At 71.5% G+C, this 21,334-nt stretch carries 10 protein-coding genes; 6 read left to right on the top strand and 4 right to left on the bottom strand.

Features of this window, described 5'->3' with window-relative positions; all coding sequences use genetic code 11:
* Nucleotides 1–45: 45 nt before the first annotated feature.
* Both BLV96_RS10390 and BLV96_RS10385 read left to right on the top strand, forming a co-directional pair.
* On the top strand, nucleotides 46–5,136 hold the full coding sequence (locus tag BLV96_RS10390) for a phosphotransferase (protein WP_143050936.1): 5,091 nt from the start codon (nucleotides 46–48) through the stop codon (nucleotides 5,134–5,136).
* Nucleotides 5,136–6,167, top strand: a complete 1,032-nt coding sequence (locus BLV96_RS10385) for an outer membrane protein assembly factor BamB family protein (RefSeq protein WP_086670621.1) — start codon at nucleotides 5,136–5,138, stop codon at nucleotides 6,165–6,167. Before BLV96_RS10390 ends, BLV96_RS10385 begins: the two co-directional genes overlap by 1 nt.
* On the opposite strand, the gene BLV96_RS10380 is transcribed toward BLV96_RS10385, so the two are convergent.
* The 4 genes from BLV96_RS10380 to BLV96_RS10365 are packed head-to-tail and all read right to left on the bottom strand — an operon-like array spanning nucleotide 6,154 to nucleotide 12,657.
* Nucleotides 6,154–6,948: an alpha/beta fold hydrolase gene (locus tag BLV96_RS10380; protein ID WP_086670620.1), complete on the bottom strand. Its 795-nt coding sequence runs from the start codon at nucleotides 6,946–6,948 to the stop codon at nucleotides 6,154–6,156. The two genes, BLV96_RS10385 and BLV96_RS10380, sit on opposite strands and share 14 nt — an antisense overlap.
* 54 nt (nucleotides 6,949–7,002) lie before the next feature.
* Complete coding sequence (locus BLV96_RS10375; protein WP_086670618.1) at nucleotides 7,003–7,974, bottom strand: aldo/keto reductase; 972 nt, start codon at nucleotides 7,972–7,974, stop codon at nucleotides 7,003–7,005.
* 58 nt (nucleotides 7,975–8,032) lie between these two features.
* Entirely contained in the window at nucleotides 8,033–11,374 is a 3,342-nt protein-coding gene (locus BLV96_RS10370; protein ID WP_086670616.1) for a non-ribosomal peptide synthetase, read from the bottom strand.
* Nucleotides 11,375–11,418: 44 nt separating this feature from the next.
* The gene (locus tag BLV96_RS10365) at nucleotides 11,419–12,657 is read right to left on the bottom strand and encodes a cytochrome P450 (protein ID WP_086670614.1); all 1,239 of its coding nucleotides are present in this window, start codon (nucleotides 12,655–12,657) and stop codon (nucleotides 11,419–11,421) included.
* Nucleotides 12,658–13,398: 741 nt separating this feature from the next.
* On the opposite strand from BLV96_RS10365, the gene BLV96_RS10360 reads away from it, so the two are divergent.
* Genes BLV96_RS10360 through BLV96_RS10345 form a run of 4 tightly spaced genes read left to right on the top strand, consistent with a single transcriptional unit; the run spans nucleotide 13,399 to nucleotide 21,316 of the window.
* Nucleotides 13,399–15,066, top strand: coding sequence for a condensation domain-containing protein (locus BLV96_RS10360; RefSeq protein WP_086670612.1), 1,668 nt, complete (start codon nucleotides 13,399–13,401; stop codon nucleotides 15,064–15,066).
* Nucleotides 15,067–15,104: 38 nt separating this feature from the next.
* Nucleotides 15,105–18,707 (top strand): type I polyketide synthase, encoded by a 3,603-nt coding sequence (locus tag BLV96_RS10355; protein WP_244180142.1) that lies wholly within the window; start codon nucleotides 15,105–15,107, stop codon nucleotides 18,705–18,707.
* 8 nt (nucleotides 18,708–18,715) lie between these two features.
* Nucleotides 18,716–20,041, top strand: a complete 1,326-nt coding sequence (locus BLV96_RS10350; RefSeq protein WP_086670610.1) for an MFS transporter — start codon at nucleotides 18,716–18,718, stop codon at nucleotides 20,039–20,041.
* A 27-nt stretch (nucleotides 20,042–20,068) separates the two neighbouring features.
* The gene (locus tag BLV96_RS10345) at nucleotides 20,069–21,316 is read left to right on the top strand and encodes a cytochrome P450 family protein (RefSeq protein WP_086670608.1); all 1,248 of its coding nucleotides are present in this window, start codon (nucleotides 20,069–20,071) and stop codon (nucleotides 21,314–21,316) included.
* The last annotated feature ends 18 nt before the right edge of the window (nucleotides 21,317–21,334 follow it).

Raw genomic sequence — 21,334 nt, 5'->3', positions numbered from 1 at the left:
CGCGGTGACGTCCGCGCCGCGCGCCCTCTGCCATCCTCGGGCCCGATGCCCGTCCCCGTGAAGGTCCGCGGTCCGCGGCCGCCCGCCGTGTCGACGGCCGTGACGTCCGTCGCGTCGCCGCGCCGGCCGGAGACCCGCGGCGCCCGGCACCCCGGGCCCGCGGACGTCGTCCGGGCGCAGTCGGTGATGGGCAACGCGGCCGTGTCGGCGGTGCTGGGCGGGCGGCCGCCGGGCAGCGACCCGAAACCGGGCTCGTGGGCCAGGCCGCTCGGGCAGCAGCTGGTCGGGAACCAGGCCGTCGCGAGCCAAGCGCCCCCCGTCGTGAAGCCGCCGGCCCCCGTCGCGCAGCAGGCGAAGCCCGCCGCCGCGGACCGGAAGCCGGAGCCGGAACAGTCCACAGTGGAGCGCCCGGAGAAGCAGCCGCCGAAGGAGAAGGCGGCCGGTCCCCGCACCCCCGGCGCGGACCCGAAGTTCCAGGCGCTGAAGAAGGACGTCGCCGCCAAGAAGAAGACCGTCGGCGCGAGCCACCCGCCGGCGGCGGCGGAAGCGGGCTCGGCGCAGGCGGCCGCCGCCGCGCCGGCCGACGACCAGGAAGCCCGCGGCAAGGCGGCGCACGCCGAGGACATGGACGCCGCGCAGCCCAAGGAGTTCGACAAGAAGGCGTTCGTCGACGCCGTGAAGAAGGCGGTCGCCGACAAAGCGCCCAAGAACCTCGACGAGGCCGACAAGTTCGGCAAGTCCGGCAAAGCCGGCGAGATCAAGAACGAAGTGCAGGACAAGGTCGGCGAAGGCAAGGACGCGTCGGCCAAGGAGATCGCCGACACCACCGCCGCCCCGCCGGAACCCGCGCCGGACGCCAAGCGGGTCGTCCCGATGACGCCGGACAAGGTGCCCGCCAAGCCCGGCACGCCGGACCCGGCCCAGGCCGCTCCCGACACCCTGCCGCCGTCCGCGACCGACCTGTCCGCCGGTCCCGAGCGGGTCGACAAGCAGCTGGCCGACGCGAACGTCACCGAACAGCAGCTGAAGTTCCCGAACTCGCACGAGCCGGGCTTCGACAAGGCGGTCCAGGACAAGAAGGCCATGGACGCGCACTCGGAGGCGGCGCCGAAGAAGCTGCGGGCCGGCGAGCACCGCGAGATCGGCGAGGTGAAGGCCGGCGCGGCCGCCCGCGGTTCCGCCGCCATGGCCGGCATCCACGCGACCCGCGTGACCACCGGCAAGCGGGTCGGCACCGGGAAGGCCGGCACCAAGAAGACCGACGAGGACAAGCGGAAGGAGGTCACCGACCTCCTGCAGAAGGTCTTCGACCGGACGAAGGGTGACGTCGAGCAGATCCTCACGGACCTGGACAAGAAGGTCGACGACGAGTTCACCACGAAGGAGCAGCGCGCCCGGGACCGGTTCACGCAGGAGCACGAAGACGGGATGCGCCGCTACAAGGACGAGCGGTACGGCGGCTGGGACGGCTGGATCAAGTGGGGCCGCGACCTGTTCGCGGGCCTGCCGGAGGAAGCCGATCGCATCTATGAAAGCGCGAAGGACCACTACCTGACGGCGATGGGCCTCCTCATCTCCGACATCGCCGACCTGGTCGAACGGGAGCTGCGCCGCGCCAAGGACCGCATCGCGACCGGCCGCGGGGAACTCCAGGCCGCCGTGGAAAAACTGCCGGCCGACCTCAAGGCGATCGGCCGGGAGGCCGCCGCCGACTTCGACGGCCAGTTCGACCAGCTCAAGGAAACCGTCGACGACAAGGGGACCGAGCTCGTCGACACGCTCGCCACGAAGTACACCGACGCGGTCAAGGCCGTCGACGCCGAGATCGCCGCCGAGAAGGAGAAGAACAAGGGGCTGGTCGCGAAGGCCGCGGACGCGATCGGCGGCGCGATCAAGGCGATCGTCGAGCTCGGCCGGATGCTGCTGGGCGTGCTGGCCAAGGCGGTCAGCGCGATCGGCGCGATCCTGAAGGACCCGATCGGGTTCCTCGGCAACCTGGTCACCGGCGTCGGCGGCGGGCTGAAGCTGTTCATCCGCAACGCGGGCAAGCACCTGCAGCAGGGCGTGCTGGCGTGGCTGCTGGGCACCGCCGCCACGGCCGGGCTCCAGCTGCCGACGACGTTCGACATCGCCGGCATCCTGGTGCTGATCGCGACGCTGCTCGGCATCTCGTGGCCGAACATCCGGTCGCGGCTGGTCCGCAAGGTGCCGGAGAAGGCCGTCGTCGCCGCCGAGGTCTCCGTGCCGGTGCTCATCCAGGTCAAGCGGCGGGGCATCCTCGGCATGGTCGACGACGTCAAGTCCCGCGTCGGCGACCTGAAGAAGACCCTGATCGACGACCTCGTGTCCTACCTGCTGCCGACGATCATCATCGCGGGCATCACGTGGATCCTGTCGCTGTTCAACCCGGCGTCGGCGTTCATCCGCGCCTGCAAGATGATCATCGACATCATCCGGTTCGTCGTGCTGAACGCCCGGCAGATCATCGACTTCGTCAACGCCGTGCTCGACGCGGTCCTCGCGATCGCCCGCGGCGGCACCGGCGGCGTGCCCGCCCTGGTCGAACGCGCCCTCGCCCGCGCCGTCCCGGTCCTGATCGGCGCCCTCGCCGCGCTGCTCGGCATCGGGGGCATCGCGGGCAAGGTCCGCCAGATCTTCCAGAAGCTGTCGCGGCCGGTGAACCGCGCGATCGACTGGGTCATCGACAAGATCGCCGGGCTGGTGAAGAAGCTCTGGGCCAAGCTCAAGCCGAAGCTGCCGAAGCCGCGCCATCCCGTCGGCCGGCCGGACGCCCGGGTGCCGGCCCGGCCGCGCCGCCCTCGTCCCGCCGATCGCCGCAAACCACCCCGCCGGCTGCCGCGGGAGGACCCGGCGCTGCGCCGGAGGCTGATGGCCGCGCTGCACGAGGCGGGCCGGCTGGCCGATCGCGTGTCCGGCGACCCGGACGCCGTGCGACGCGGGCTGCCCGCGATCAAGTCCCGGTACCGGCTCACCGTGCTGACCGCGACCACCCGGCCGGGCGCCGGCGAAGCGGTGCTGTTCGTCTTCGACGGCGCGATCAACCCGCGCGCGAAGTTCGAGCACCTGGCGAACGACCGCTACCTGTCCGAAGCGCGACGCGCCTACAAGAGACCGGATCCCAAGGACAGCCTCGACTTCGCCATCGACGACCGGCTGGACCGGACGGGCGCCATCGTGCCCGGGCTGACGAAGGTCCTCGGACTCGGCGCGACGCAAGCGCGCAAGTACGCCGAGAAATGGGTCCGCGCGGGCAAGCTCAGCAAGACGACCATGGACGGTCGCGCCGTCTACAGCTTCGTCCACCTGACCGAAGACGACCTCAAGGACCCCGCCAAACACCCGGAGCGCGCCCGGTGGATGGCAGGCGCGGCGAAGATCCACCTCTCGTCCGCGACGGCCGCCCACCTCTGGGACCTGGTCATCACGGGCCTGCGCGACCGCCGGCCGGGCAACTTCGAGATCGTCGCGGACGAGCTGATGCGCGGCATGCGGATCGCCCCGGGCAAGGGGGCGCTCTGGTCGAAGGGCGAAGACATCAGCGAGTACGCGGCCGGCCTCGGGTTCGCCGCGCTGGAGACGCAGGAGTTCTACGAAGTCACGAAGGGCCTGACCCTGCTCGACAACTGGCCCCTCGTCCGCCCGCTGTGGATGACGTTCTCCCGGCGGTACGCGGGCATCCTGCGCAAGGAGATCCACATCTTCGTGCGGCAGTTCCTGGCCTCGTCGGTGCTCCTCGAGACCGAGCTGCCCACGGTGCGCCGGATCATGCGCTCGACCGGCATCACCATCGCCCTGAAGTTCCACGGCATGGAGTGGGGCGACGACCCCACGAAGATCCTCGAGAACCCGGTACCGAGGTACTGGCGGGAACTGCTGGCCGACGGCACTCCGCTGCCGGAAGGGCGGCAGCACGAGCTCGACGAGCCGGGCGCGCGGACCGCGACCGCCCGGGCACGGCTGCGGTTCACCACCAGCCAGGCGAACAAGCGGGCGGCGGGGACCCGGACGCCGACCGGGGACGTCGACCCGGACGCGCTGGAACGGCTGATGTCGGCGCTGCCGGTGGTGCCGACCGCGCCCAGCTCGTTGCGGCGGTTCGCCCGCGCCGCCGTCCGGGCCGCCGGCGAGGTGGAACTGGTGCCGGTCGGCGGCGGGTACTCGGGCGCGCCGGTGCAGCGGATCCTCGACGCGGGCGGCACACTGCTCGGCGTGCTGAAGATCTTCCCCAGCCGCGAGCAGTTCGCGATGGAGCTGTCGGCGCTCGCGCGGCTGGGCCGGGTGCGGATCGTCGACGGTCGCGCGGTCGCCGCGCTGGGTGTCGCCCGGGCGTCGCGGCGGCCGACCACGGCGGGCCTGGTCGTGACGAGCCCGGCGCGCGGCGGCGACGTCGAAGGGATGATGAAGGAGACCGGCGATACGCCGAGCGGACCGGAGCGCGCGAAGTCGTTCGCGAAGCTGAGCACGGCCGTCGCGGGGATCGGGCGCACGCTCGCCCGGCTGCACACCACGCCGAAGGGGTCGGGCGGCGCGGTCTCCGACACGTTCCTGCGGCGGCACATCGACGACGTGCTGGACCGCCGCGGCAAGCTGCCCGGCTTCCGCGCCCAGCTGATCCACGCCGGGATCGACTTCGGCGCGCTGCAGTCGCGGATCGACGCGCTGGTCGCCGGGTTCCGCGCGCACCCCGGCGGTTCGGCGCTGGTGCACGGCGACGCGCATCCCGGCAACTACTTCTTCGACGCGGCGGACGGCGTCACCATCATCGACGTCACGACCCTGCACCTGTCCATCGACGCCCGCGGCAACCCGATCGGCGCGCCGTCCCGCGACGTCGGCGTCTTCGCGCAGCAGCTGGCGCACTACAGCGTCACCCTGAAGCTGAACCGCGGCGAGGTGGCTACCCTGCAAGGCGTGTTCCGCAGCGCGTACACGGGTGCCGGCGGCACCAGCACGACCCCGCAGGCGGACGCGTTCTTCCGGGCCCGGGCGTCGCTCGGCTGGCTGATGCGGGTGCTGACCGACCTGCGGGACGGAACCGTGCGTGGCGTGGTCCCGTCCATCGACCGGGTGCAGCAGCAGCACATCGACCTCGCCGTCGAAGCGTTCGGGCTCTGATGACGCCGTCGCCGTTTTCGTTGTCGGGCACCGGGCAGGTGCGGTGGCGCGTCCCGTTGCCGGGCCGGCACGTCGTCGCGGTCTCGGCGGCGGCGGACGGAATGTGCTTCGTGACGACGGAGGCCGGCGTGGCCGCCCTGGACGGCCCCGAGGTCCGCTGGAGCGCCGACGGGGGCTGCGTGCCGCTCGGCGGCGGTCGGCTCGTCACGTTCGGCGCCGACGGGTACGAAGTGCGTGACCAGCGGACCGGCGCCGTCACCAGCGCGGTCCGGATGACGCTGAAGTCCGCGCCGATGCCGCTGGCGGACGGATCGCTGGTGTTCCCGGCGGCCGGGTCGTTGCTCCGCGCGGTCACGCTGACCGGCGAGCCGCGGTGGGAGGCCGAGGTCCCCGCGCCGGCGTGGCCGTTCGTCTGGCACGACACCGTGTTCGTCGCCGAGCGCGCCGCGGTCCGGGCGTTCGACCGGGACGGCGCCGCGCTGTGGCGCGCCGAGCCCGCGGGGGACATCGCCGGGAACCTCGCCGGCCTGCCGGACGGCGGCGTCCTCGTGCCCGTGCACGGCGAGGAGCACACCGGCTACGTCGTGCTCGGCCCGGGCGGCGAACTCCGTCCGGTGCCCGCGCACCTGCCGCCCGGCGACCTGGTGGTGCCGCTGCCCACCGGCCGGCTCGTGCTGCCCGGCTGGCCGGAGCGGGACGACGTGGGGGAGTGGCGCCCGACGGTGTCCATAGTGGACGGTGACAGCGGAGCCGTGGTCCAGCACCACCGCGTGCCCGCCGACGTACGCGGCATCGCCGCCGGCGCCGACGGGCTGATCGCCGTCGCGTGCAGCCCGACGTGGGACCGCTGGACGAAGTACCACGGCTGGCCCGGCTTCGACCTGACCGAAGACTGTTGCGTGCTGTTCCTCGGCGAGGACGGCCCGCGGGGCACGTGGACGGCCGGCCGGCCGATCACCGGCCCGCTCGCCATCGCCGCGAACGGGGACCTGCTGATCCCGGTCTCGGGGGAGCTCATCAGCCTCGGCTGACGATGGCGGCGGACGCGGTCTCGGCGAGAAATGCTTCGACCAGCGACAGCCACTGTTCCGGCGCTTCGAGGACGACGGCGTGCCCGCTGTCCAGCTCGGTCCATCGCGCACCCGGGATTCCGTCGGCGTAGGTCCGCATCGAGGCCGGTGCGATGAGCTGGTCGTGCTTCGTGCCGATCACGAGGGTCGGTGCCGTGATGTTCGGCAGGTCGCCTTCGACGTCGATGCGCCGGACCAGGTCGATCTGCTCGGTGGTGCCCTCGGGTGTGGTGAACACGATCAGGTCCAGGAGGATCTCCAAACGCTGGTCGGTCAGCGTGCCGAGGAAGCTCTCGCTGAACATCACCGAGATGATGAAGCGGCCCATGGCGGTGGGGTCGCGGTCGGCCAGGCGCTGCCACTCGTCCATCCGGGCGCGCGTGTCGGCGTCGATCCGCGGGGTGCCGGCGGTCAGGATGAGGGCGGTCACCCGATGGGGGTGCCGGATCGCGGCGCGGACCGCGACGGCACATCCCATCGAGTAACCGAGGATCGCGAAGGTCTCCGCGTCACCGGCGGCGGCCACGAGCTGGTCGGCGAGGTCGTCCAGCCGCAACGGACCGCTCGCGCGCGGTGTCCCGCCCGATCCGGGGAAGTCCGGACCGAAGGCCGGCACCGTGCGGGAAAGGGCCGGGATCAACGGCCCGAAGTTCGCGCGCACGGTGCCCGCCGCTCCGTGGGCGAGCAGGAGCGCGGCCGGTGCCGGCCGGGCTGCGGGCACCGTGGCGCCGTGGGTGGTCATCGACTGCGGAACCTCACCGTGTCGGTAATCGGTACGTGCTTGTACCCGCGTTGCTCAGTGCGCCGCGTCCAGCAACGCGCGCTGGTCCGCGGTCAGTTCCAGGTCCACCGCTTCCAGGCTCTCGTTCAGCTGCGCCACCGAGGACGCGCCGACGAGCGGGATGACCGGCAGGTCGCCGCCGATCATCCAGGACAGCACGACCTGGTTGGCGGTGGCGCCGGTTTCCCGCACCACCTCGTGCAACGCCTTGAGGCGGGCCTGCGTGCCCGCGTGGTCGTGCAGCTCGTCCAGCGGCCGGTCCTCGCGCACGTAACCGCCGGACAGCAGCGGCGTGTACGCCACCAGCGTCAGCTCGGGCCGGTCCTTCAGGTAGGTCATCAGCTCCGCGCCGAACAACCCCTCGTTGCCCTCCTTCCAGCGTCGGCTCGGCACGTCGGTGCGCGCCCGCAGGTAGGTGTGGTGGTACTGGACGACCTCGTAGCCGGGCAGGCCGGCGGAGTCGGCGAGCGAGCGCCACTTCTCCAGGCGCCACGACCAGTGGTTGCTGGCCCCGATCATGGCGACCGACCCGTCCCGCACGAGGGACGCGAAGGTCTCGACGATGTCCTTCTGCGGCGTGTCCATGAAGTCCGCGTGCGCGTAGAGCAGGTCCAGCCGGTCCACGCCCAGGTCCTCGCGGCTGCGGGCCGCCGACGCGCGGATCACGTCCGGCGCCAGGCCTTCGGGGTTGAACGCGAAGCCCGGCGTCTTCGGCCGGCCGCCGAGCTTGGTGGCGATGACCACCTCGTCGGTGATGCCCCGGCTGCGCCGCCACCGGCCGAGCAGCCGCTCGCTCTCGCCGCCCTGGGTGCCGTTGACCCAGAACGCGTAGTTGTTGGCCGTGTCGAGGAACGTGCCGCCGGCCTCGACGAACCGGTCGAGGATGGCGAACGCCCGCTCCTCCTCGACGGTCGTGCCGAAAATCATCGCGCCCAGTGCGAGCGCGCTCACCTCACGACGGCTGGTGCCGATCTTGCGGTACTTCATCCGAGTGTCGTCTCCCCTGTGGTGGATGCGGGCACCCCATGGTGCACGGTCGCCTCGGTCACGACCGCGCCGCCTGGTCGATGAGCTTGTTCAGGCCCGCCGGAGTCGGCGTGATGAGGAAGTCCCGCAGCTTCACCGACACCCCGAGCTCGTCGCGGATCAGCCGCAGCAGCCGCACCGCGCCCATGGAGTTGCCGCCGACGGTGAAGAAGTCGGTGTCCGCCGTCAGCTCGACCTCCTTTTCCAGGACGCGGGCGATCAGGTCGGGTGCCGTGCCGAGCTGGTCCGGTTCGGCCGCCGCGACCTGCTGCCCGGCCGGTGCCGCCACGGCTTCGAGCGCTCGACGGTCCACCTTCCCGTTGCCGGTCACCGGCATCCGGTCCACGACGGCCCACAGGCTCGGCACCATGTAGACCGGCAGCTTTTCGGCCACCAGATCGCGCAGGTCGGCGGTGCCGACCGCCGCCGCCGGGACGATCGCCGCGAGCAGCCGCTTGTCCGAGCTGTCCCCGTCGGTGACCACGACGGCCGCGTCGCGCACCCGCGGGTCGGCGGCCAGCACGTCGGCGATGGCGGAGAGTTCGATGCGGAACCCGCGCAGCTTCACCTGGTCGTCGCGGCGGCCGAGGAAGCGCAGCCGCCCGGCCCGGTCCACGCGGACCAGGTCACCGGTGCGGTAGAGCCGCTCGGGGACATCGGGGGAGAAGGTGCCGAACGCCCTGGCCGTCTCGCCCTCGTCGGCCACGTAGCCGTGCGCCAGGCCTTCGCCCGCCGCGTACAGCTCGCCGACCGCGCCCGGCGGCACGATCCGGTGCCGCCGGTCCAGGACGTGCACGCGAGTACCCGGCAACGGGGTGCCGATCGGCAGCGGCCCGGACGCCTCGGCGGGAGAGGTGACCGAGTGGGTCGTCGTGAAGGTGGTGTTCTCGGTGGGCCCGTAGCCGTTGGTGACGATGATCCCGGGGTGGCGCTCCAGGACGCGCGCCACCTGGGCGTGCGGCACGACGTCGCCGCCGGTGATCAGCTGCCGCAGGCCGCCGAGCCCGGCCGGCGCGAACTCCTCGACCAGGCGGAACAGTCCCGCGGTCAGCCAGGCGACGGTGACCTCGCGGTCGAGCAGGAACCTGCCGAGCTCACTGGGCGAAGGCAGGCCCGCGGGGTACACCTCCAGCGCCGCGCCGCTCGCGAGCGGGCTCCACAGCTCCAAGGTGGACGCGTCGAACGCCAGTGGCGACAGGCGCAGCATCCGGTCTTCCGGCCCGAGGTGGACGAGGTCGGGCTCGTGCACGAGTCGCACGATCGCCCGGTGCGGTACCGCGACGCCCTTGGGCAGACCCGTCGAGCCGGAGGTGAAAGCGATGTAGGCCAGGTCGTCGGGGCCGGTGGCCGCGGGTTCGGCGGCCGAAGGCTCCGAAGACTCCCAAGCCGGTTCCCACGTCGCACAGGCGGGCACGCCGAGGTGGGCGACGGCCTCCGGGGAGGCGGCCAGCGCGGCCTTCGGCGCGGCCTTGGCCAGGATGTGCCGGACCTGGGTTTCGGGCTGGCTCAGGTCCACCCCCACGTAGGCGGCACCCGCCCACGCGATGCCCAGCACCGCGACGGCTTCGGCGATGGACCGGTCCAGCGCCACCAGGACCCGGTCACCGCGGCCGACGCCGAGTTCGCGGAGCCGGCGCGCCTGCTCGGCCGCCGCGCCCGCGAGCTGCGCGTAGGTCAGCTCCAGGTCGTCCTCGCGCACCGCGACCGCGTCCGGCGTGCGCCGCGCCGCCTGGCGGAACAGCTCGTCGGCGGTGACCGCGGGGAAGTCGCGGCGCGTGCGGTTGACGGCGTCGAGCACCTCCCGGCGCTCGTCGGACAGGCAGCGCAGGTCCTCCACCTTGCCCTCGGCCGTGGCCAGTTCCCGCGCCGCGGTGGTGAAGTCGTCGAGGAACGCCCGTGCGTCGGCCTCGTCCCAGAGCGCCGTCGCGAACTCGAGCTGTGCTTCCAGCGTCGGGCGGGACCGGCCGAACAGCAGCGACAGGTCGAACTGGGCGCCGCCGCCGTGGCCCTCCTCGACGCGCAGCCGCACGTCGCCGGCCTCGATGCGTTGCGGCACAAGCTGATCGTGCATGCCGAAGGAGACCTGCACCAGCGGGTGCGCGCTCAGCCCGCGCTCGATGCCGAGCCGGGTGACCAGTTCGTCGAACGGCAGCGCGCCCGCCTCGATGCCGCGGGCGAGCGAGTCCTGCACCGCGCGCAGGTAGTCCACGACCCGGGCGTCGTCGTCGACCTCCACCAGGATCGGCGCCAGGTTGCCGCCGACGGCGATCAGCTCGGCCAGTTCGGCGGTGTCCCGGCCGTAGAGGGCGACGCCGACCAGCAGCCGGTCGACGCCGGTCCAGCGGCTGAGCGCCAGGCCGTAGGAGCCGAGCAGCAGCGCGAACGGGGTGATGCCCAGCTCCCGCGCGCGGTCCTCGACCAGGGTGCTCAGGTCGGTCCCGAGGTCGAGGGGGATGCGCCGGCCCGCCGGGTCCTGGACCGCCGGGCGGGGCTCGTCGGTGGGCAGTTCGAGCACGGTGGGCACGCCGTCGAGGTACTTCAGCCAGAACTCGGCCAGGCGGTCCCACTCGCCGCTGGTGCGGTCCCGCTCGTGGCGGCGCAGCAGGGCTTCCGTGGTGGGCGCGGGTTCGGTGCGCGGCAGCGGAAGGCCGGCCGCGAGGGCCTGGTAGGAGCCGAACAGCTCGTCGAGCAGCAGGCCGACGGCCCACCCGTCGAGGAGCACGTGGTGCGCGATCAGCACGACCGCCTGCCGCCCCGGGCCGGCGACGAACAGGTAGCGCAGCGGGGGAGCGGTGGTGAGGTCGAAGGGGACGCGGCTGTGCTCGGCGGCCGCGGCGCGGACGGACTCCTCGAAGTCCTGGCCGTCGGAGGTGATGTCCACGATCTCGGGGACGACCTCGTCCAGCACCAGGGGGACGATCTCGTCGTCCTCTTCGCGGAGCACGGTCCGCAGCGAGGCGTGCCGGGCGGTCGTGGCGGCGGCCGCGTGCCCGAAGACCTCCCGGTCGAGCGTTCCACTGTCCACATAGGACGTGAAGACCAGGTTGTACGTGGATCCGCCGAGGGTGCTCTCGAGCAGCCACATGCCCCGCTGCATCGGGGTCAGCGCGGGCGCCGACGGCTCGGGTGCCGCGGTGGTCGCGGACGCCGTGCCGACGGCGTTCGAGAGCACCGTGCCCAGCGGGGTCGACGAGAGCAGCTCCGCCACCGACAGCTTCAACCCGAGCTGCTCCTGGGCCATGGCGGTCAGCCGCATCGCCCGCAGCGAGTCACCGCCGAGGGAGATGAAGCTGTGGCCGGCGAACCCGGCCTTGTCCGTCGCCGGTCCGAGGACCGACAGCGCGAATTCGTCCAATGACATGCCGACCTCCGGGTCAGTGAAGGGGAGTGGTGCTGACCAGGACGTCAGCGGAGCTTCGCGGTGATCGGCACGTGCTTGTAGCCGGACACGAAGTTGGAAATCAGCCGTTCGGGGGTACCGGCGGCCTCGAAGTCCTTGTAGCGCGCCAAAAGCTCCTCGAACAGGGTGCGCAGGGTGATCCGCGCCACGCTGTGCCCGATGCAGTAGTGCGGGCCGATGCCGAACGCGAGGTGCTTGTTCGGCTTGCGCCGGATGTCGAAGGTCCAGGCGTCCGGGAACTCGGTCTCGTCCCGGTTGGCCGCGCCGATCCACGTGACCACGGCGTCGCCCGCCGCGATCCGGGTGTCCCGCACGACCACGTCCTCGGTGGCGTAGCGCAGCATGTGGTTCACCGGGGACGCCCAGCGCAGCGCCTCTTCGACCGCGGTGGTGCCGACCTCCGGCTCGGCGGCCCACTGCGGCAGCACGTCGGAGCCGATGAACTCGGCCATCACGAAGTTCGGCGCGTGCGGGGTGGTCACGTTCGCGCCGAGCAGCAGGCTGTAGCAGTTGGACACGATCTCGCCGGGCGACATGTGCCTGCCCTCGAACCGGGTCTTGATCAGCGAGCTGATCAGGTCGTCGCCGACCTGGTCGCGGCGGAAGCGCACCAGGTCCTGGAAGTAGGCGAACAGCTCGCGGTGCGCCATCTCCAGCGTCTTGTCCCGGGTGCCCTCGTCCTGGTACTCGGGGTCGTCGGCGGCGATGCAGATGGTGGTCAGCCGGCTCAGCCACGGCCAGTCCGCCGGCGGCAGCCCCATCATCGTCCCGGTGACCGACATCGGCATCACCAGCATGGCCTGGCCCCAGTCGAACACCCCGCCGTCGCCGATCGGCGCGATCAGCTCGGTGATCAGCTCACGGATCATCTCGCGCTGCCGGTCCACCGCCTTGACGGCCAGCGCCTTCTTCAGCCGCGCCTGCATGATCGTGTGCCGCGGCGGGTCGGTGACCGCGAGCTGCTGCCCGCCCGCGGGGTCGTCCATGCCGAGCAGTTCCAGCATGGTGCCGCGCTCGGAGGTGAACAGGTGGGTGTTGCGGAGCACGTAGTCGGTTTCCTTGAAATGCACCACCGACCAGAACCCGCGGTGCTCGTCGACCTGGCGCCAGCTCAGCCCGTCCTGCGCCTGCAGGTCCCGCCACAGCTCGTACGCCTTGCCGCTGCTGTAGAAGCGGGGGTCTACCAGGTCGGTGTCGACTGCGTGCACCGGGCAGCCGGAAAGGGTTGCGTTGTGGACGGGCATGACCGGTGTCCTCATCGGTTCGGGGAGCGAGCCATCCGGCAAACTCCTGGTCGGCGGGCGGGTGCGGATTAATCCGGTTCACGGATTAATCCGCAGGGCTACCGGACGAGTTGCGCGTATGGGCAGGTCATTCCGTTTGCGCTCACCAGTCGGTCGCCATTCGGGCATCACATTCCGGCGGAAGTCAACCGACGACCGTATGGCGGAATGCGCGGCGTCGTTGCCGCGAGCGAAAAACAAATGGGCGGTATTACCGCTGAGCAGGACGAACAACCGTCCCCCGATCGGCCGCATTGCTGCGTTCGGCCCAGCCGTGGTTGGTCCACGTGGGGCGTCGCGGCCCTCAAGGGCAGGTGTCGGTCATGATCGAATCCCCAGAAAATCCCCTGTCTGATCCCCAGTAGTGCTGTTCCCAGCCCGGTGCACGGCCAGCACGCGACCAGTTAAACACCAGGTTCGCGAAAGCGTCAACCAGGGGCCGGCCGGCCGGGATCAATTGTCCAAGATGGACATTCATATTCGCAAGTGGACGCCGCTTGACGGACCTCGGCCGGCTGCTATAGTGCGATTTGACGACGGTGGAAAGAACCGGGCGTCATGAACTGGGGTTCTCACGGGGTAACACTGGGGTTTGCTCCCGTGCAAGTCAGGATCTTCTGGGGGTTTTGTCATGCGATCGCTGTCGAATGCGCACGCCCTGGCGTCGCCCCCTCGTCGGGTTGGCGAGGTCCGAGCGCGTCGATGACTAGTTTCCCTACCGCACAAGGCATCTGGTACCCGGCGACACCGACCCAGCAGGGTCTCTGGATCCTCGACCGCATCGAGCGGCTGCGTCCCAGCTACCTGTTGCCGAGCGTCCTGGAACTGACCGGACCTCTCGACCATCAATTGCTGACTTCGGCCGTGGAACGCGCGCTGGGACGGCACCCCGCCCTGCGCTCGCGGTTCCGGCTGGACCCCGCGGCGCTGCGGGTCGAGTACCGCACCGACGCGTCCCCGCCCGAGGTCGGCTTCACCGACGCGGTCGCCGACGGCTGGGCCGCCGACGAGATCGAGCGCCTCGTCGAAGCGCTGTGCTACACGCCCTTCGAGCTGAGCGAGGAGGCGCCGGCGCGGGCCGAGGTGATCCGCCTCGCACCCGACCGGACGCTGCTCGTGCTGACCGTGCACCACATCGTCTTCGACGGCGTGTCCCGGCAGCTCCTGGTGGCGGAGATCGGAACGACCTACCGGGCGCTCGCCCGGGGCATGGAGCCGGAGCTGTCCACCCCGCCGCACCCGGCCGAAGTGCAGGGTGGCCTCGAGGACGACGGGCACGCCGAGCGGGTCGCCGACGTGGTGGAACGGCTGCGGGGCGCACCGACCACGGTCGCACTGCCCTACGACGGCGACCCGGACGACCCCGAGCTGTCGCTGATCGGTGCCAGCGCGGACCTCGTGCTGGACGCCGACGTCTCGGAGGCCGTGCTGGCCGTCGCCGGGCAGGAGGGCTGCACCCTCTTCATGACCGGCGTGGCCCTGCTGGCCGGCACCTTCGCGCGGACCACCGGGCAGACCGACTTCCTGTTCGCGGTCGTCTGGCCCGGCCGGGACGACCCGGCGGCCGCGGACGTGATCGGCATGTTCATGACCACGCTCGTGCTGCGTGTCCGGCTCGACGCCGGCACGTCGTGGCGGGAGCTGCTGCGGACCGCGCGCGTCGGGGGCATGGAGACGTTCATCGACTCGGACGTGCCGCTGGACGCGATCGCCGCCGCGCTCGACCCCGGCCGCGACATGGCCCGGCCCCCGATGACCCCGGTGCTGGTCAACCTGGCCGAGACGGCGGATCCGCTGGTGCTCGCCCCCGACGTCGTGGGCCGCTACCAGCCGCTGCACCCGGAGTACAGCAAGTGGGACCTGGCGCTGTTCGTCGGCCTGGACCAGACCACCGGGCGGGACCGGCTCGAGTTCCTCCTGAACCACCCGGCGGAGCTGTTCACCGGGGCCACGACCACCGAGTTCCTGGAGGCGCTGCGCCGCAGCGCCGCCGCCATCGCAGACGATCCGGAGGAAAACGTGCTGAACCAGGCTCCCGTCAACCAGGCCGAGCTGGACGACCCCGCCGTGCGGCTGGGCCTGGTCCGGTCCATCTGGCAAGAGGTGCTCAAGACCGACGACGTCGGCGACGACGTCAGCTTCTTCGACGCGGGTGGCGATTCGCTGCGGCTGGTGGTGCTCGTGGAGCGGCTGAGCCAGGCGTCCGGCCGGATGCTGCGCACCGTCGACCTCTTCCGCGCCGGGACCGTGCGCGGGCAGGCGGACCTGCTGGCCGCCCCCGCCGAGACCGCGACCGCGGGCCGTGGCAGCAGCCGCGACCGGATGCTCGGCGCGGTGCGCGAACGCCGCGCCGGCGACCAGCGCAACTGACCGACTCAGCGGCACACCTTGAACGAGGAAGGAACGCGGTGACCACCACGGAGAACGCGGTCGCTGTCGTCGGGATGGCGTGCCGCTTGCCCGGCGCCGGGAACGTCGAGGAGTTCTGGGAACTGCTTCGCGACGGTGTCGAGGGCATCACCCGGTTCGACGTCGAAGACCTGGTGCGGAACAAGGGTGCCGACCCGGACGACGTGCGGCAGCCGAACTTCGTGCCCGCCAAGGGCGTCATGACGGACTCGGCGAACTTCGACTGGTCGTTCTTCGGCTACAGCCGGGCCGAGGCCGCGCGAATCGATCCCCAGCAACGGGTCTTCCTGGAGGCGGCGATGTCCGCTTTGGACGACGCCGGTCTGGACCCCACCCGGTTCGACGGCTGGATCAGCGTGTACGCGGGCGCCGACCGCACCCAGACCGGTGCCGGGATGGACCTGAACCCGCTGGACCACATGCTCGGCATGGAAAAGGACCACGTCGCCACCCGCGTCGCCTACAAGCTGGGCTTGCGCGGCCCGGCGTTGACCGTGCAGACGTCGTGCTCCACCTCGCTGGTCGCGATCCACATGGCGGTGCAGAGCCTGCTGAACCGGGAGTGCGACGCGGCGCTGGCGGGCGGCGTCGCCGTCGCGCCGAAGGGCGAGTGGGGCTACTGGCACGAGCCGGGTGGCCCGCTGTCCGCGGACGGGCACTGCCGTCCGTTCGACGCCTCCGCCACCGGAACCGTGCCCAGCGAGGGTGTCGGCGTGGTGGTCCTCAAGCGGCTCGAGGACGCGCTGGCCGACGGCGACCGGATCGCGGCGGTGGTGCTCGGCTCGGCGCTGAACAACGACGGTGCCGAGAAGATGGGCTACACCACGCCGTCCATCCCGGGCCAGCGGGACGTCATCCGCTACGCGCAGAAGCTCGCGGGCGTCGACGCGGCCGACATCGACTACGTCGAGGCGCACGGCACGGCCACGCCGATCGGCGACCCCGTCGAGGTGCAGGCGCTGACCGAAGCGTTCCGGATGTCCACCCCCGACGTCGGCTACTGCCTGCTGGGCGGGGTGAAGGGCAACCTCGGTCACACCAGCGCGTCGGCGGGCGTGGCCTCGTTCATCAAGACCGTGCTGATGCTCGAACACGGCGAAGTCGTCCCCAGCCTGCACTTCGACCAGCCGAACCCCCTGCTGGACCTCGAGGACACGCCGTTCCGGGTGTCCACCGAGCACCGGCCCTGGCCCGACCGCGGCACCCGGCTGGCGGCCGTGAGCTCGTTCGGCGTCGGCGGCACCAACGCACACGTCGTCCTGCGGGAACCGCCGGCGCGTGCGGCCGCCGCACCGCGACCGGGCGGGACACTGCTCCCGCTTTCCGCGGCCACGCCCGAGGCGCTGGCGAAGCTGCGGGAAGAACTTTCCGTTGCGGTGCAACAGGAAACAGACATGCACGCGGTGGCACGCACCTTCGCCGAGCGTCGCGTCCACAAGCACAAGCAAGCGCTCGCCGTGTCCGGTCCGGAGCACGCCGCGCAGGTGCTGGCCGGCGCGGGCGACCCCGTGTCGCCACGCCCGCTGGGCAAGGTGGCGTTCCTGTTCCCGGGCCACGGCACCCTGCGGTACAACGCGGGCGCCCCCGCCTACCGGCTGCTTCCCGGTTTCCGCCGGCTGTTCGACGAGGTCCGCGTCGTCGTGCTCGAGACGTGCGGCGTCGACCTGACGCCGGTGGTGGCCGAGGGCGGCAGCCGGCCCGAATGGTTCGACAACGGCATCCACCAGCAGCTCGGCCTGTGGGCGCTGGGCTACGCGCTGGGCCGCCAGCTCATGGACTGGGGCATCACCCCGGTCGGCATGTTCGGCAACAGCATCGGCGAAATCGCACCGGCCACCCTCGCCGGGGTGTGGTCGCTCGCCGACGCGGCCGCCGTGGTGCACGAGCGGGCGCGCGTCGCGTGGGCCGAGGCGCCCCCCGGGCGCATGCTCGCGGTGAACGGCACCTCCGGCGAGATCCTGCGCAGGATCGGCGCGGACCACCCGGTCAAGGTGTCGGTGATCAGCCGCGGCGGGGTGGTGCTGTCCGGTCTCGAGTCCGATGTGGACGACCTGCTGGCCGGGGACGCGCTGGCCGGACTGGACGTGCGGGCCCTCGCCGTGGACCGGCCCGGGCACTGCGAGTTGCTGGTTCCGGCGGCGGAGTTCCTGCGGAAGGTCATCGCGGAGACGGAAATCTCGGCGCCGGTGCTGCCGCTGGTGTCCGACAGCACGGGCACGTGGGCCGACCCGGCCGCGGTCGCCGAAGCGGACTACTGGACCGCGCAGTTCACCCGTCCGGTGCTGCTGGACGCGGGTATGCAGACGTTGCTGGACGCGGGCGTCGACACGTTCCTGGAGCTGGGCCCCGGCGGTTCGATGCTGGGCACGGTGCGCTGGAACGAAGGCTGGGACGACACCAAGACCGGGCTGCCGCTGCTGGGCCGGGCCGAGGACGGCGACCTCGGCCTGCTGCGGGCACTGGGCGCGCTGTGGGAACGCGGTGTGGACGTGCTGGGCGAAACCGTGCTCGCGGGCACCGGATCGCTGGTCCGCCGATCCCTGCCGCCGCACCCCTTCCTCGGCACGGACCCGGCCGGCGACCAGCCGGTGCGGGCCGCCGCCCGGACGAAGGCGCGGCCGGTGCGGCTCGGCGACTCGGTGCGGCCGGCCCTGGAGCGGGTGTGGGCCACGGCGCTGGGACAGCCGCCCGCCTCGGACGCGGACCACTTCTACGGCCTCGGCGGCGAGTCGCTGATGGCGTTGCACATGATGAGCAGGCTGCGGGAGCAGGCCGGGCTCGTGGTGTCGCTGGCCGAGTTCTCCCAGGAGCCCACGTTCGGGCGGCTGGTCGAGCTGGCGGAGCGGGACCGGCCGAAGGTGCCGGCCGAGCGCGCGCCGGTGAACGCCGTGCTGCTGCGGGAAGGCTCGGGCCGCCCGCTGTTCCTGGCCGCCGACGCCGCGGGCACCGCGCTCAGCTACCAGCCGCTGGCCGACCGGCTCGACGCGGGCCGCCCGGTGTACGGGCTGGAGCCCGACCCGGCGGACGGGGAGCACAAGTCCGTGCCGCAGGTGGCGGCGCACCACGTGGACGCGGTGCGCCGCATCCAGCCCGAGGGTCCGTACACGCTGGGCGGCTGGTCGTTCGGCGCGGTGCTGGCGCACGAGATGGCCCGCCTGCTCGTCGAGCGCGGCGAGGTCGTCGACGTGCTGCTGTGCCTCGACGCGTTCGTACCGGGCCGGCGCGGCGTCCCGATCGGGCTCGACGCGGAGTTCCTGTACAGCCACGCCTACTTCCAGGTGGCCGGCGTGCTGGGCCTCGGCGAGGTCGGCCGGCAGATGCGGCGCAACCCCGCGCTGCACAAGCTGTTCCTGCACAAGGCGCGCGCGATGGCGCCCTACCGGCCGCGCGCGGTGGACTGCCCGGCCGTGGTGTTCAAGGTCGGCCTGGACGCGCGCGGGGCGGAGAAGCTCACCACCCGGCTGGCCCCGCTGTACGGCGGCGGCGTCCGCGTGGTCCCCGTACCGGGGAACCACTGGTCGGTGCTGACCGAGCCCCACGTGCACCAGCTCGCCGAAGACCTGCTCACCACGTTGCCCGGCGACGCGCCGGAAAGGAATTGAGGTCCTGGATGTCCACTGAACCGCGTGAGCGCGGCACGAGCACACAAGAGCTCGACGCGGACCCGTCCGAGGCCGTGCCCGAACCGGGTGCGGAGGCGACAGCGGCACCGGAGACCCCGGAAAAGCCGTTGATCAAGAACTGGGACTTCCAGGCGCTCTGGACCAGTGAGGCGTTCGCCGCGATCGCCAAGGAAACCGCGGAGATCGCCTACCCGCTGCTGATCCTGGCCACCACGGGGTCGACGGTGTACGCGGGCGCCGTCGGCTCGATGCAGCTGATCACGGCGAGCCTGATGTCCATCCCCGGCGGCACGCTCGCCGACCGGCTGGACCGCAAGCTGCTGCTGATGGGCTGCAACCTGATCCGGGTCGCGCTGCTGGGGTTGTTCAGCGTGCTGATCTTCACCGGCGGCGCGAGCATGCCGGTGATCTTCGGGATCGCGCTGTGCTCGTCCATCTGCTTCGGCATCGGGCAACCCGCCGGGGTGGCCGCGATCAAGGCGCTGGTACCGCCGTCCCAGCTGACCGACGCCACCGCGCAGAACCAGGTCCGGTACTTCGGCGCCACCCTGGTCGGACCGCCGATCGGCGGTGCGCTCTTCGGTGTGGCGCGGGCGTTCCCGTACCTCGCGGCGGCGGTGTCGTTCCTCATCTCGTCGGTGCTCCTGCTGTTCGTGCGCAAGCCGATGCAGAACGAGGAAAGCCGTGCGGCCAAGGAGAAGGGCGGCACGGCCGAGGGCTTCAAGTTCCTGTTCAAGCAGCCGATCCTGCGTCCGCTGATCATCTGGATCATGGGCTCGAACATGGCGTTCACCCACTCCGGGGTGTTCCTCGCGCTGATCGCCACCGCGCAGGGGCGGGGCGCCTCGTCCTCGTTCATCGGCGTCACCCTCGCCGTCGCAGGGGTCGGCGGGCTGGTCGGTTCGATGGCCGCCGGGTGGGTCTTCAAGAAGTTCAAGCCGTCGACGATCGTGCTGTGCGGCGCGTGGATCGGCCCGGTGGTGGCGATCCTGCTCGCGGTCACGCCGGGCGTGATCCCGCTGGGCATCATCGTGACGCTGGTGTTCATCCGCGGCCCGATCATCAGCACCGTGTTCCTGTCGTACCTCGCCGCCGTCGCCCCGGACAAGGTGCAGGGCCGCGTGCTCGGCGCGGTGTTCTTCATGTCCATGAGCGCGGCGCCGATCGGTGTCTTCCTGGTCGGCCTGGTCTTCGACCTGGCCGGCTCGACGTGGGTGTTCATCACGATGTGCGTGATCTCGGGGGTGGCGGCGCTGCCGACCCTGACCAAGCGCATCCGGAACCTGCCGGCCCCGGAGGCCGTCGCCGTATGACCGTCATCGTCAGGAGAAGGAAAAGGAATGAGCACTGAAGCGCAGCCGGCCGTCGGGCACGAACAGCTCCCCCCGGAGTACTTCACCGAGCCGGCGTACCCCAACAAGCACGCCGACAACGCCGAGCTCCGCTCGAAGTGTCCCGTGCACCAGGTCAACCACCCGATCGGTGCCGAGGCGTACGTCGTCATGGACTACGAGACGGTCAGCGGCCTGTTCAACGACCCCCGGATCTCCAAGAGCGTGGACAACGCGCCGGCGTGGTGGCAGGACCTGCTGAAGGATTCCAGCCCGACGCTGATCCGCAACATGCTCACCGCGGACGCGCCGCGGCACACCCGGCTGCGCAAGCTCGTGGCGCAGGCCTTCACCCCGCGCAAGATGCAGCGGCTGCGGCCGAACATCCAGGCGACCACCGACGACCTGATCGACGGCTTCGGACCCGAGGTCGACCTGTTCGAAGAGTTCGCGATGACCCTGCCGCTCAAGGTGATCTGCGAGTTCCTCGGGGTTCCGTTCGAGGACCGCGAGAAGCTGCACGAGTGGGGCCTGCTGCTCAGCGGCGCGCCGTACGCGACCGAGGAGGAGAACGCCCGGCTCAAGTGGGCGAGCGACAGCATCGAGCAGTACCTGAAGGAGCTGCTGGAAGCGCGTCGCGCCGACCTCGGCGAGGACCTCGTCAGCACCCTGATCCGTGCCGCCGACGAGGACGGCCGGATCACGAACGACGAAATCGTGTCCACGATGATCCTGCTGATCAACGCCGGGCACAAGACGACGGCGTTCACGATCAGCAACGGCATGGAAGCGCTGTTCGCCAACCCGGACCAGCTGGAGCTGCTGCGCAACGACCCGAGCCTCGCGCCCAGCGCGATCGAGGAGTTCCTGCGCTACCAGCCGCCGGTCTACCGCGGCACGCTGCGCCTGGCGGCCGAGGACATGGAACTGGGCGGGGTGCACATCGGCAAGGAGTCGTTCGTGCACCTGATGATCAGCTCCGCGAACCGCGATCCGAAGGTGTTCGAGGACCCGGACCGCCTGGACATCACCCGCACCGGCAACCGGCACTTCTCCTTCGGCCACGGCGCACACTTCTGCCCGGGGTCCCCGCTTTCCCGCATCGAGGCCGAGATCGCGTTCAACACGCTGTTGCGCCGGCTCCCGGACATCGAGCTCGCGGTGCCGCTCAAGGATCTCACGTGGCTCTACGACAACTCGGTCGGCCGCGGTGTCTCGCACCTGCCGATCACCTACAAGACGAAGCTGCCCCGCTAGCTCTCGACGCACAAACCC

Origin of the sequence: Amycolatopsis pretoriensis (genome assembly GCF_900107925.1) — a bacterium.
Classification (GTDB): Bacteria; Actinomycetota; Actinomycetes; order Mycobacteriales; family Pseudonocardiaceae; genus Amycolatopsis; species Amycolatopsis pretoriensis.
Note: the sequence above shows the minus strand (reverse complement) of the source record. Positions and strands in the feature narration are given on the sequence as shown.

Coding starts and splice junctions, on each gene's coding strand:
- BLV96_RS10390 (WP_143050936.1), top strand. CDS start 46: ATGCCCGTCCCCGTGAAGGTCCGCGGTCCGCGGCCGCCCGCCGTGTCG.
- BLV96_RS10365 (WP_086670614.1), bottom strand. CDS start 12,657: ATGCCCGTCCACAACGCAACCCTTTCCGGCTGCCCGGTGCACGCAGTC.
- BLV96_RS10350 (WP_086670610.1), top strand. CDS start 18,716: ATGTCCACTGAACCGCGTGAGCGCGGCACGAGCACACAAGAGCTCGAC.
- BLV96_RS10370 (WP_086670616.1), bottom strand. CDS start 11,374: ATGTCATTGGACGAATTCGCGCTGTCGGTCCTCGGACCGGCGACGGAC.
- BLV96_RS10345 (WP_086670608.1), top strand. CDS start 20,069: ATGAGCACTGAAGCGCAGCCGGCCGTCGGGCACGAACAGCTCCCCCCG.
- BLV96_RS10380 (WP_086670620.1), bottom strand. CDS start 6,948: ATGACCACCCACGGCGCCACGGTGCCCGCAGCCCGGCCGGCACCGGCC.
- BLV96_RS10375 (WP_086670618.1), bottom strand. CDS start 7,974: ATGAAGTACCGCAAGATCGGCACCAGCCGTCGTGAGGTGAGCGCGCTC.
- BLV96_RS10385 (WP_086670621.1), top strand. CDS start 5,136: ATGACGCCGTCGCCGTTTTCGTTGTCGGGCACCGGGCAGGTGCGGTGG.
- BLV96_RS10360 (WP_086670612.1), top strand. CDS start 13,399: ATGACTAGTTTCCCTACCGCACAAGGCATCTGGTACCCGGCGACACCG.